The sequence below is a fragment of the Arthrobacter sp. MW3 TE3886 genome (assembly GCF_041262145.1).
Classification (GTDB): domain Bacteria; phylum Actinomycetota; class Actinomycetes; order Actinomycetales; family Micrococcaceae; genus Arthrobacter.
Map to the genome: position 1 here is coordinate 2412614 of NZ_JBGCAN010000001.1, position 11914 is coordinate 2424527.

General features: G+C 65.8%; 9 protein-coding genes. 3 read left to right on the forward strand and 6 right to left on the reverse strand.

What is annotated here, in order from left to right; all coding sequences use genetic code 11:
- Nucleotides 1-140: 140 nt before the first annotated feature.
- Genes ABH915_RS10915 through ABH915_RS10930 form a run of 4 tightly spaced genes read right to left on the reverse strand, consistent with a single transcriptional unit; the run spans nt 141 to nt 6036 of the window.
- The gene (locus ABH915_RS10915) at nt 141-2648 is read right to left on the reverse strand and encodes an FAD-dependent oxidoreductase (protein ID WP_370121003.1); all 2508 of its coding nucleotides are present in this window, start codon (nt 2646-2648) and stop codon (nt 141-143) included.
- A gap of 22 nt (nt 2649-2670) precedes the next feature.
- Complete coding sequence (purU, locus tag ABH915_RS10920; protein WP_370121006.1) at nt 2671-3669, reverse strand: formyltetrahydrofolate deformylase; 999 nt, start codon at nt 3667-3669, stop codon at nt 2671-2673.
- A gap of 23 nt (nt 3670-3692) precedes the next feature.
- The gene (locus ABH915_RS10925) at nt 3693-5651 is read right to left on the reverse strand and encodes a BCCT family transporter (protein WP_370121008.1); all 1959 of its coding nucleotides are present in this window, start codon (nt 5649-5651) and stop codon (nt 3693-3695) included.
- A gap of 34 nt (nt 5652-5685) precedes the next feature.
- Complete coding sequence (locus ABH915_RS10930; protein WP_370121011.1) at nt 5686-6036, reverse strand: bifunctional 3-phenylpropionate/cinnamic acid dioxygenase ferredoxin subunit; 351 nt, start codon at nt 6034-6036, stop codon at nt 5686-5688.
- 249 nt (nt 6037-6285) lie between these two features.
- Here ABH915_RS10930 and ABH915_RS10935 point away from each other — a divergent pair, with 249 nt between their 5' ends.
- Both ABH915_RS10935 and ABH915_RS10940 read left to right on the forward strand, forming a co-directional pair.
- Nucleotides 6286-7521 carry an NAD(P)/FAD-dependent oxidoreductase gene (locus ABH915_RS10935; RefSeq protein WP_370121014.1) on the forward strand — a complete coding sequence of 412 codons (1236 nt, stop codon included), beginning with the start codon at nt 6286-6288 and terminating at the stop codon, nt 7519-7521.
- 82 nt (nt 7522-7603) lie between these two features.
- The gene (locus tag ABH915_RS10940) at nt 7604-8740 is read left to right on the forward strand and encodes an aromatic ring-hydroxylating dioxygenase subunit alpha (protein ID WP_079549817.1); all 1137 of its coding nucleotides are present in this window, start codon (nt 7604-7606) and stop codon (nt 8738-8740) included.
- 57 nt (nt 8741-8797) lie between these two features.
- On the opposite strand, the gene ABH915_RS10945 is transcribed toward ABH915_RS10940, so the two are convergent.
- Complete coding sequence (locus ABH915_RS10945) at nt 8798-9607, reverse strand: IclR family transcriptional regulator (protein WP_370121017.1); 810 nt, start codon at nt 9605-9607, stop codon at nt 8798-8800.
- 179 nt (nt 9608-9786) lie between these two features.
- The gene (locus ABH915_RS10950; protein ID WP_370121020.1) at nt 9787-11142 is read right to left on the reverse strand and encodes a LuxR C-terminal-related transcriptional regulator; all 1356 of its coding nucleotides are present in this window, start codon (nt 11140-11142) and stop codon (nt 9787-9789) included.
- Nucleotides 11143-11277: 135 nt separating this feature from the next.
- Between ABH915_RS10950 and hxlB the strand changes: the two genes are divergently transcribed.
- Nucleotides 11278-11880 carry a 6-phospho-3-hexuloisomerase gene (gene hxlB / locus ABH915_RS10955; RefSeq protein WP_370121023.1) on the forward strand — a complete coding sequence of 201 codons (603 nt, stop codon included), beginning with the start codon at nt 11278-11280 and terminating at the stop codon, nt 11878-11880.
- The last annotated feature ends 34 nt before the right edge of the window (nt 11881-11914 follow it).

An 11914-nucleotide genomic window follows, 5' to 3' on the forward strand; every position in this document is an offset into this window, starting at 1 on the left:
TCCTGGTTGGAATCCAGCCAGGAAGCGGGGCCATTCTTGTAGGCCCTCTCCTTCGAAAGCGTGTGTCCAACCGAGGAACGAGGGAGCCACGCGTGAAAACCGGGGGTTGCCGGTCTCTAGCCGGCAACCCCCGGTTCGCGTCAGCCGCGCAGCCGCTCCATGCCGGGATCGAACAGCGGCTCGGCCGTGACAGTCGCGGCGATGCGCTTGCCGAAGTACTCCACCTCCACGGCGTCGCCCTCGGTCACCGAGGCAGGCAGCCAGGCATAGGCGAGGGGCTTGCGGACCGAATAGCCGTAAGCGGCGCTGGTGACATAGCCGGCTGCCTCGCCGTTGACGTACACCGGTTCCTTGCCGAGGACCACGGACGTGCCGTCGTCCATGGTCAGGCACCGCAGCGCCCTGGTGGCGGGCTGTTCCCTGCGGGCTGCCAGCGCTTCGCAGCCCACGAAGCCTTCCTTGTCCTTGGCGATCGAGAATCCCAGGCCGGCCTCGTAGGGGTGGTGCTGGGAGGTCATGTCCGTGCCCCACAGCCGGTAGCCCTTCTCGAGCCGCATGCTGTTGAATGCGCCACGCCCGGCGGCGATGATGCCGTGTTGCTGTCCTGCCTCGAAGAGGAGGTCCCAGAGCGTCAGCCCGTACTCGGCGGTGGTGTAGAGCTCCCAGCCGAGCTCGCCCACATAGGAGAGCCGCATGGCCGTGACAGGAATGCCGCCCACCGAGATGTCCTTGGTCCGGAAGTATTTCAGGCCGTCGTTGCTGAGGTCGTCCCCGCTGAGCTTGCCGATCACTTCACGGGCCAGCGGCCCCCAGAGCCCGATGCAGCAGGTGCTGCCGGTGATGTCGGATACGTGCACCCACCGGGCGGGATCCGCGGCTGACTGCTTCCTGGCCTCGACGCGGAGGTAGTCAAAGTCCACGTTGCTGTTCACGCCGAGCTGGAACTCTTCCTCCGCGAGGCGGGCGACCGTCACGTCGCTGCGGATGCCGCCGTTGTCCGCCAGCAGGAGGCAGTACGTCACGGCACCCGGCTTCTTTGCGATGTTGCCGGTGCTCAGCCGCTGCAGCAGTGGCAGTGCCCCGGGCCCAGTGACCGCCAGCCGCTTCAGCGGCGTCATGTCATAGAGCCCGACGGCGGTACGCGTCTTCCACGCTTCGGCCGCCGAGATGGGGGAGTGGAACATCGCGGACCACTCGTCCCGCTCGGGTGCCTGCCATTGCGCCGGCAGTTCGTCGAGCAGGGCGCGGTTGGCCTCGAACCAATGCGGGCGCTCCCAGCCAGCGGACTCCAGGAAGAACGCGCCGAGCTCCTTCTGACGGACGTTAAAGGGGCTGACGCGCAGGTCACGCGGGGATTCCTTAGGCTGCAGCGGGTGCAGGACGTCGTAGATTTCCACGAAGTTCTGCTGGGACGTTTCGCTGACGTAGTGGTCGCTGGTCTGGACCTTCTCGAAGCGCGTGAGCTCACAGCCGTGCAGGTCGGTGCGGGACTGGCCCTCGATGAGCAGCTCCGCCATGGCCCGGGCGACGCCGGCTGAGTGGGTGACCCAGACTGCCTCGGCCACGAAGAAGCCGTCGACGTCGGGGGACTCGCCCATCAGCGGGCCACCGTCGGGAGTGAAGGAGAAGATCCCGTTGAAGCCGTCGTCGATCTGGGCCCCGTGCAGGGCCGGGAGGAGTTCCTTGCTGTCTTCCCAGGCGGGCAGGAAGTCCTCCATCGTGAAGTCCAGGCGGGAGGGCATACGGTGATCCGACATCTCCTCCGCGCCAACGCTGGGCAGCTGTGCCATGTCTACGGGCATCGGTCGGTGCGCGTAGCTGCCGATGCCGATCCGGTCGCCGTGCTCGCGGTAGTAGAGGTCCTTGTCCTGGAAGCGCAGGATGGGCAGTCGGGCGCCGTTGGGAAGTTCGTTCCGGCCCTTCAGCTCCGGAAGTGGCGTGGTCTTCACGTACTGGTGCGCCAGCGGCAGCAGCGGCACCTTCATGCCAACCATCTTGCCGAGCTCGCGGCCCCAGAACCCGGCGCAGGACACCACAATGTCCGCCGGGATCACGCCGTCGGCTGTTCCGACGCCGGTGACCCGGCCCGAGGTCTGTTGGATGCCCGTCACGGTGGTGGAGCCAAGGTAGGTCACGCCGGCTTGCCGGGTGCGGCTGATGAGCAGCTGGACGGCGCGGGCCGCGGAGGCCAGGCCGTCCGTGGGGACGTAGAGGCCGCCGAGGACCTCGTTGCCGTTCGCCAGCGCCCCGGTGGTCAGCAGCGGGTAGTGTTTGCCGCACTCGTCGGGGTCGATGATCCGGCCTTCGATGCCCCAGGAGGTGGCGTACCCCAGCTTGCGCCTGAGGTCCTGCAGCCGCGCCTCGGTGGTGGCGAGCTCAAGGCCGCCGAGCTGGTTGAAGCAAGACACCCCGTCGGCGCTGAGGGAGAGCAGCTTGTCCACCGTGTAGCTGGCGAATTCCGTCATGGTCTTGGACGGGTTGGTCTGGAAGACCAGGCCGGGGGCGTGCGAGGTGGAACCGCCGGCCAGTTCCAGCGGACCCTGTTCGACGACCGTGATGTTGTTCCAGCCCCGGCTGGCGAGTTCGTCCGCGAGGTTGGTGCCGACAATGCCGGCGCCGATGATGACGACGCGTGGTGATGCGCTCATGAGTTGTTCTCCTGGTTTCGCGTTAGCGGAATACGACAGTGCGGGTGTTGTTGAGCAGGACGCGGTGCTGGCAATGCCACTTCACAGCCCGGGACAGGGCCTGTGATTCGGCGTCCCGGCCAATCGTCACCAGGGCGTCCGCATCCAGGCTGTGGTCCACCCGGAAGACCTCCTGCTCGATGATGGGTCCCTCATCCAGGTCCGGCGTCACGTAGTGCGCCGTGGCCCCGATGAGCTTCACGCCGCGGTCATAGGCCTGGTGGTACGGCTTCGCGCCCTTGAAGCCCGGCAGGAAGGAATGGTGGATGTTGATGGCCCGGCCGCGCAGGTTTGTGCATAGATCGTTGGACAGCACCTGCATGTAGCGCGCCAGTACCACCAGATCGGCGTCGTACCCGGCCACGAGTTCCAGCAGCCGCGCCTCGGCTTCCGGTTTGGTGCCGGGGGTCACCGGAACATGGATGAACGGGAGCCCGGCGTTTTCGGCCATAGCGCGAAGGTCCTCATGGTTGGAAACCACGACGGCGATCTCCGCGCCCAGGCTGCCCGCGCGCCACCGGTAGATCAGGTCGTTCAGGCAGTGGCCGAATTTGGAGACCATGACCAACAGGCGCTGCGGCCGGCCGTCGTGGAAGGTGAAATCCATGCCAAACTCGGCGGCCGTTGCCGCGAAGCCGGCCCTGAGGAGTTCCACGTCCTTGGTGTCGAGCTTGTGGTTGAGACCGTCGAAACCGGGGTCCCGCCGGGCATGATCACCGTGGCCGGAACCACCGCCGCTGAAGGCCGTGCGCAGGAAGAGGTTCCCGCTGACGTGGTCATCGAACTGCTGATGCTCCACGATGTCGAAGCCGCGGTCGGCCAGGAAGGCGGTGACCGCCCGGACGATGCCAGGCCTTTCCGGACAGGCCAGGGTGAGGACAAATTCTGCCGTGCGGGTCCCGGGTGCCGAGCGAGCGGCAGCGGCCTCGGATGTCACGGGGGCAATGGCGGCGGCGTGGCGGCTTTCAAGAATTGTGGTCACGATTGACTCCTGGTTGGTGTCGACTAGTTGGTGGCGCCGGTGGGGTTGCTGCTCTTGGCCTCGTTGTCTTTGGCGTCGCCCGGGCAGCGCGTGCCCTCGGCACAGCGTCCGTCGCATTCATGTTTGGTCACCAGCTCGAACTGCACGCCCCCGTGTTGTTCCACGCCGGTACGGATGGCGCGTTCGACGACGGTTGTGGCGAGCCGCTGCCGCAAGGCCAGCGGATCGCGGCGCAGGTCACGTGCCAGCGCGACGCATAGCAGCAACATGACCACTACGAAGGGCAGGGCGGCTACGATCGTGATGCGCTGCAGGCCGGACAACGCCTCGGACGGTTCGTCTCCGCCGGCAAGGAGCATCACGGCGGCCACTCCGCCGGTCAGCAAACCCCAGAAGATCACGAGCCCGCGGCGCGGTTCGCTGGATCCGTTGGAACTCAGGGAGGCCATGATGATGGAGGCTGAGTCTGCTCCGGTGATGAAGAAGATTGCCACCAGGACCATGGCCAGGACGATGACTGCAGTGGTGGCCCAGGCGGGCATGTTCAGGTTCTTGATCAAGTCGAACAGGGCGCCGTCGAAGGATATGGAGGGTGCGCCGTCGACCATTTTGACGAGGCCGTCGGTGGGGTCCTGCGTCTTGTCGGCCTGCTGCTGGATGCCAAAGGCAGTGCCGCCGAAGATGCCGAACCAGATCACGCTGACAATGCTCGGTACCAGCAGTACCCCGGTGACAAACTGCCGGATGGTGCGGCCCCGGCTGATGCGGGCGATGAACATGCCTACGAACGGCGTCCAGGACAGCCACCAGGCCCAGTAGAAGATGGTCCAGCTGGACATCCAGCTCCGCAGCGCCTCGTCTCCCACGGCTTCGGTCCGGGAGGACATTTCCGCCAGGTCCCTGGCGTAGTCTCCCACCGCGGCGGGGATCAGGTTGAGGATGAAGAGGGTAGGGCCAGCAACAAAGACGATGAGTGCCAGGACGACGGCCAGGACCATGTTGATGTTGGAAAGCCACTGGATGCCGCGGCTGATGCCGGATACCGCGGAGGCCACGAAGCAGGAAGTCAGGATGGCGACGATCACCACGAGCACGGGAGTGCCGATTTCCCCGACCCAGCCATTGGACGTCAGTCCGCTGCCGATCTGGAGGGCGCCGAGGCCCAACGAGGCAGCGGTACCGAACAGCGTGGCGAAGATGGCCAGGATGTTGATGAACTTGCCGACGGGCCCTTCAACCATCCTGATGCCAAAGAGTGAGGTGAAGGCCGCGGAAATGAGTTGCCTGCGGCCCAGGCGGTAGGTGCCGTAGGCCATGGCGATGCCCACCACTGCGTACATGGCCCACGGGTGCAGGGTCCAGTGGAAGATGGAGGTGGCCATGGCGGTCTGGATGGCTGCGGGGGTCCGTCCGTCCACGGTTCCGGGTGGCGGCGAAATGTAGTGGTACAGCGGCTCAGCCACGCCATAGAACATGAGCCCGATGCCCATGCCGGCGGCAAACATCATGGCCACCCAGGAGATGGTGCGGAATTCGGGTTTTTCCCCGTCCTTGCCCAGCGGGATGTTGCCGAACTTGCCGAGCGCCAGCCACAGGACGAAGACCACGAAGAGAGAAGCCAACACCATGAAGAGCCAGCCGGTGTATTCCATGACCCAGTCGAGAACGCCCTGTGACGTGGCAGAGAGGCTGTCCCTTCCGAGGAAGCCCCACATCACGAAGGCGATGGCGCATGCTCCCGTGATCCCGAAGGTGATCTTGTCGAGGGTGAGCTTGCGGTTCCGGCGTTCCGTCACGGCCCGCTCGGTCTTGCTCTGACGCAGTTCCTGCAGGAGCTCGTCATAGTTTTCCGCGTCCGGGACGGATGCGGAAGGGCGGGGGGCGGTTGGGGGACGGTCCGGAGCGTGGGTGCCGGTGTCCGCGTCGATGTCACTGTCTATGCCGATGTTACTGTCTGTGCCGATATCACTGTTCAATGCCATGAGGAAGTCCTTTGTTCGGATTCATGGGCTGGTGCTAGATGTGGCCATCCACTGTCAGGCCTGGAGGGAGGTTGGGAACCTCGTCGGATTCGGTGACCATGATGTCGCCGTCAATCACGCTGACCTCGTGTCGGCGGACGGGCAGCTTGGCCGGCGGGGCGTCCACGCCGCCCGTGCGCAAATTGAACCTGGAGGCGTGCAGCGGGCATTCAACCCAGCAGTCCTCCACCCAGCCGTCGGCCAGGGAGGCGTCCTGGTGCGTGCACGTGTCGTCGAGGGCAAAAAGCTCGCCGTCTTCCGTGTGGAACACCGCGATGGGCGGCGACGTGTTCAGGCGGAGCGCTTCCCCGGGTGCCAGTTCGCTGAGCGGGCATGCCTTGTGCATGGAGGGACCTCTTCTTCGGTCGGGATCCTTGGCTGTGCAACTGCTACTGGTGGAGTTCCGTAGTGAACAACAGCAATCGCAATAAGCAACAGAGTGCGATAGCTCACAATGCTTGTCAAGACTTTTCCTCTCTATTGCGGACCCGCGTCTTCTCAGCAGGAAGACCCTTGACAGTGCCCGTGACATACCTCACGCTGTTGCATATAGCGATTGTTGTTGCGTCACAAGCAATTGAAAGGAGGCGCCGAAGTGCAGACACTTGCGATTGTGGGAGCGTCCCTGGCAGGTCTTTCGGCCGCCCGGGCAGCCCGCGCCCAAGGCTTCAGCGGACGGTTGGTCATCATTGGCGATGAGCCGCACCGTCCGTATGACCGGCCGCCGCTGTCCAAGGACTTCCTGCTCGGCAGCGTCACGGCGGAGGACTTGTTCCTGGAGGCCGACGCCGACGAGCTCCAGGCTGAATGGGTGCTGGGCACCGAGGCCGTGTCCCTGGATGCTTCCTCGCGGACCATCCTCCTTAATGACGGCCGCACCGTGCAGGCGGACGGCATTGTCATTGCCACCGGCGCGAGGGCCAGGCTGCTGCCCACCCTGGCCGGTCTAAGCAACGTTTTCACCCTGCGCACCCTCGCGGACGCACAGAGCCTTGCGCCCGAGCTGGTGCCCGGGAGCAGGATGGCCGTGATAGGTGCCGGTTTCATCGGCGCGGAGGTTGCCTCGGCTGCCGCATCGCGAGGCATGGAAGTCACCATGATCGACACCAAGCCGGTCCCGTTCGCCGCCCAGCTCGGTGCGGAGATGGGCGGCGTGGTGGCGGGACTCCACACCGCCAACGGCGTGGAACTCATTTCCTCCGCCGTAATCGAGGACTTCTACAGCGGCGAAGGCAACGTCACCGGACTCCGGCTGGCCGGCGGACGCTACGTGGGCGCCGACGTCGTGGTGGTCGGCATTGGAGCCGAGCCAAACACGGAGTGGCTGGAGGGTTCCGGCCTGGAGCTTCGCGGCGGCGTCCTGTGCGACGCCATGGGCCGCACCGGGGTCCCCGGCATCACCGCCGTGGGGGACTGCGCCGCCTGGTTCGACCATGCAGCGGGCACGCACCGCCGGGTGGAGCACTGGACCGGCGCACTGGAGCGTGCCGCGCTGGCCGTTGAGGCGCTGCTGGACTCTGATGCCGCGCCGAGGCCGGCCAAACCGCACTATTTCTGGTCCGACCAGCACGGCGTCAAGTTGCAGTTCGCAGGCCACTGCGCCGGCTACGACCGGCTGGAGATCGAAGTCGGCGACGCCCTGACGCACAGCTGTCTTGCCGTGTACTACCGCGAGGACGTCCCGGTGGCGGTCCTCGGGATGAACCAGCCGCGGCTGTTCACCAAGTGGCGGCGCCTGCTCGCTCCACCCGCCCGGCCACTGGGCGCACCCAGCGGGCAGGCTGCCTGTGCGGACGCCTCCGAGCTGGTGGGCGCAGCCGCCGTGTCCTGACAACCGTGCCTGAAACCTGTCCCCAAATATCCCGTCCCTTCAAGTCCCAGCTTCGTTGATCTTTGTTCGTTAGGAGGACAAATTGTCTCTTGAGGTAAGCGCCCCAAGCCTGATCCCCACCCTGCCCGGTTACACCTACGTGGATGAGGCCGTGTTCCGGGCCGAGCAGGAGCGGATCTTTGAGCAGATGTGGTTCTGCGCCGTCCGCTCCGCCGACCTGGACAAGGCCGGCGCATGGCGGACAGTCCAGGTCGGGCGGGAAAGCGTGCTGATCAGCCGCACCCGCAAGGGCGGAATCCGTGCCTTCTACAACATCTGCCGGCACCGGGGCGTCAAGCTGTGCATGGAAGAGCAGGGCGAAGCCGCACGCTCGTTCCAGTGCCCGTACCACGCCTGGACCTATGACTTCGAGGGAAAGCTCATCGCGGCGCCCAACCTGACCAAAATGCCGGACATCGACCGGGACGAGTACGGCCTGGTGAAGGTCCACATCCGCGAATACCTGGGCTACGTCTGGGTGTGCCTGGCTGACGAGCCGCCGTCGTTCGAAGAAGAAGTAATGGGTGCCATCGAGGAACGGCTCGGCGACCTCAAGGCGATCGAAGGCTACGACGTGGCCAACCTCAGCCTGGGCCGCCGGATCCGCTATGACGTGAAGGCGAACTGGAAGCTCATCATCGAGAACTTCATGGAGTGCTACCACTGCGCGACGATCCACCCGGAACTGACCGAGGTCCTGCCGGAATTCGCCGACGGCCTGGCTGCGCAGTACTTCGTGGGCCACGGCGCCGAGTTCGGCGAGGACGTCAAGGGTTTCACCATCGACGGCTCGGAAGGGCTGGACCTGATTCCGGGGGTGGGGGAGGACCAGGACCGCAGGTACTACGCCATCACCATCAAGCCCACAGTGTTCGTGAACCTGGTCCCGGACCACGTGATTATCCACCGCATGTTCCCCATGGCCGCGGACCACACGATCGTGGAGTGCGACTGGCTCTACGTGCCCAGCGTCGTGGAGAGCGGCAAGGACGTCAGCGCGTCCGTGGAGCTGTTCCACCGCGTCAACCAGCAGGACTTCGACGCCTGCGAACGGTGCCAGCCGGCCATGGGCTCGAAGGTCTACGCCAAGGGCGGCGTGCTGGTGCCGAGCGAGCACCACATCGGCGCCTTCCATGACTGGGTCCAGGAGAAGGTCGGGGACGTTACCCCCGGCCATTGAGGCCTGCTACCAATGGAGGACCCGCCGGAACCGTTGGTTTCGGCGGGTCCTCCGCTGTTAACGCCCGGTGTAGCCCATCTTCGCGCTGATCTGCAGCCCCGCCTGTTTCAGCGCATCGAGGAGTCCCGGCGCCGTCTCCGGATCAAAACGGAAGGCCGGCCCGGAAATGCTGACCGCACCGATGACGGCTCCCACATGGTTGTACACCGGCACGGACATCGAGTTGAGCCCGATTTCGAACTCCTCCCGGACCACTCCGTAGCCGTCACGGGCGACGTCGATCAGCTGGCTTTCGAGCTTGTTCCTGTTGGTGATGGTCCGCGGCGTCCGGGCCGGAAGCCCGGTCTCCTTCAGGACGCGGTCCCGCTCGTCCGCGGACAGTGCAGCCAGCAGCACCTTTCCACTGGAGGTCGCGTGGAGCGGCGTCAGGCTGCCCACCCAGTCGTAGGTGGCCAAGGTTGACGGGCCCATGGCCTGGTCCACGTTGACGGCGTAGTTGGAGCGCAGGACGGCCAGGTTCACCGTCTCCTTGAACTCCTCTGCCAGGCTTTCGAGTACGGGCCGGGCCTCGCGGACCAGGCTGAGCCGCCCGGGGATGGAGCTTGCCAGCCTCAGGATGCCGAAGCCCAGCTGGTACTTGCCGCGCTCACTGTTCTGGTGGACCATTTCCCGGCCCACCAGCGAACCCAGCAGCCGGGAGACTGTGGACTTGTGGATGCCCATCTCGTCGGCGATTTCGCTCACGCCCGCGTGGCCGTCCCGCGCCAGGATTTCCAGGACCATGAGCGCCCGGTCCACTGACTGGACACCGCCGTGCTGGCCCGACTCCGCATCGACGTCGGACTCGGGGTCATTTTTGGAAGCCATGATCCATACTCTCAAGTAGTTTCTGCGGCCTGCTTGCCCGCCACAAGGCCGCCTGTAGCGTCCTCTCGGTTAGTTCCACAGTTTCGATCCTATGCCGTGAGGTGTGATGGGGCCGACATTGGGTTAAGTGGGTTGACGCAGGTCCATTTCGTGGAGTCCTCCGGTTCCCCGGTCCGGGTCTATCGCAGTCCGCTGCTGTGGGCCATCGCGATGGCTTCGGTGCGTGAGGTGGCGCCAACTTTCCGGTAGATGTTCCGGAGATGGAACTTCACGGTGTTCTCGCTGATGTGCAGTTCCGCCGCGATGCCCCGGTTCCGCTGTCCGGCAGCCAGCAGCTGCAGCACCTGGAGTTCGCGCTCGCCAAGCTTCCAGCCGGAGACGTCCGCCAGGTGGCGGGCTGGCGGATCGAGGGGGAGTGAGACGGCGACGTCGGCACCCCAGCCGGGCATCACATCCACCGACATTCTGCCGTCAAGTGCTTCGACGCGTTGGGCGAGGCGGGCCATGGTCGGTGCCGCGGCGGACAGTTCGCCGGGCCCGTCGTCGCGGACGTTGACCAGGAGGTTCTCCCCGTCGCAATCCCACTGCGTACGGATCCGGCGGACGTCGGACTGGTCCACCATGGCAAGCACCAGCCCGCGGACAATCGCCCGGGCGGCGTGGGCCACTTCGCCGGGCAATGCCCGGCCGGTGATGGGAGGTTCGATGAACTGGACGTCGATGCCGCTGAAGGTCATGAGCGGTTTCAGGTCCTCGCGGAGGCGTTGGAAGGCGGTGGCGACGGGTTCCTTGACCAGTTCCGTGGTGCGGTCGTTGAGAGTGCGGAGACTGACCAGGGCCTTGGCGGCGACCTCGGTGGCGGACTTCCGTGCCGCGTCGTCGCCCAGGGCGGGGGACCGCAAAGCGGCGAGCAGGGTTTCGAGGGTGGTGGAATGGCGGTCCACCAGTTCGGCGGTCACCCTGACCCGCTCGGCCGAGGCCGCGCGGGATTCAATGAGGTACGACGGCGGTGCGTCGGCCACCTTCTCCCGGATCCGCTCGGCTGCCAGCATCCAGAGGTAGCGGAGCAGCCGCCCTGCCGCCGCGTGCTGGGTGGGATCTTGCAGGGGTTGCGGATCGGCGAGCACCAGCAGGGCATTGCTTGGTGAAGACAGGGCCAGGACCGGGTGCGGCTCGCCGCCAAGCACCGCTTCGCCCTGCCAGGATTCAGGGCCGGCATCCTCGCCGCCGGAGCGTCCGCCGTTGGAAAGTGACGCCCGGATGTGGTCGAGTTCGGCGATGGATACGCGGCTGATGATCGACTCGTCGCCGGCCTTCTTCTGCGGCCGGCCCGTGCAGTCCTCAGTGAAGATGACCAGCGCGGTACTGCCGAGGTAAGGGAGTGTGGCTTCCCACAGCCGCCGGGCAATGGTGGCCAGCGACGCGGTGGACACGGCGGCGACGGCTTCGAGCAGGGGCTGCGCCTCGTCGACAAGCCGACGTAGGTCGGGCCGCGGAAGAGAGTCGGTGTTGGATGCATCGGTGAGGACTGCCACCTGCCCAGTTTACGACGTTTCGGGAATCCTACTATCCCTTTGGGCAGTAAAGACCATTCGACCATGGCGTTGGGCGTACTCAACGGGTGGGCGAGGATGAATGGGCAACGACTTTCGTGAAGGAGGAACCCCACAATGAGCGTCATCGCAGAGACCGGCCCGGCCGCCCTGGCCGATACGTCCAGCGCTTTCAGGCGCAACCGCGTTCTTGTCCAGGACGAAATCACCGAGGTGTTCCAACGCGTTGACCCGGCGCAGGTTGCGGCCCTGGCAACCGAGCTCAGGCTGGCCGACAGGATCTTCGTGACCGGCGCCGGACGCAGCGGCCTTGTCCTGAAAATGGCGGCCATGCGGCTCATGCACCTGGGGCTGACCGTGCACGTCGTCGGGGAGCCGACGGCGCCGGCCATCCGCGCCGGCGACCTGTTGCTCGCAGCCTCCGGTTCCGGGACCACCGCCGGCGTCGTCAAGGCGGCGGAAACCGCGGCCGGCCAGGATGCGCGGGTCGCTGCCTACACCACCAACTCCGGCTCCCCGCTCGCGGCTGTTGCTGCCGCCGTCGTCCTCATCCCGGCTGCCCAAAAGACGGACCACGGCTCGGCCGTGTCCCGGCAATATTCGGGCAGTCTCTTCGAACAAGTGCTGTTCGCCACCACCGAAGCCGTGTTCCAAAGCCTCTGGGACGAGGACGCGGCGGCGGCTGAGGACCTCTGGCAGCGCCACGCGAACCTCGAATAGAGCAGCCGCACCGACCAAACCGCTCCCCATCCCT

Excerpts from the sequence above, each read along its gene's own strand:
- ABH915_RS10930 (WP_370121011.1), bottom strand. The coding sequence starts at position 6,036 with ATGCACAAGGCATGCCCGCTCAGCGAACTGGCACCCGGGGAAGCGCTC.
- hxlB (WP_370121023.1), top strand. The coding sequence starts at position 11,278 with ATGAGCGTCATCGCAGAGACCGGCCCGGCCGCCCTGGCCGATACGTCC.
- ABH915_RS10915 (WP_370121003.1), bottom strand. The coding sequence starts at position 2,648 with ATGAGCGCATCACCACGCGTCGTCATCATCGGCGCCGGCATTGTCGGC.
- ABH915_RS10945 (WP_370121017.1), bottom strand. The coding sequence starts at position 9,607 with ATGGCTTCCAAAAATGACCCCGAGTCCGACGTCGATGCGGAGTCGGGC.
- ABH915_RS10925 (WP_370121008.1), bottom strand. The coding sequence starts at position 5,651 with ATGGCATTGAACAGTGATATCGGCACAGACAGTAACATCGGCATAGAC.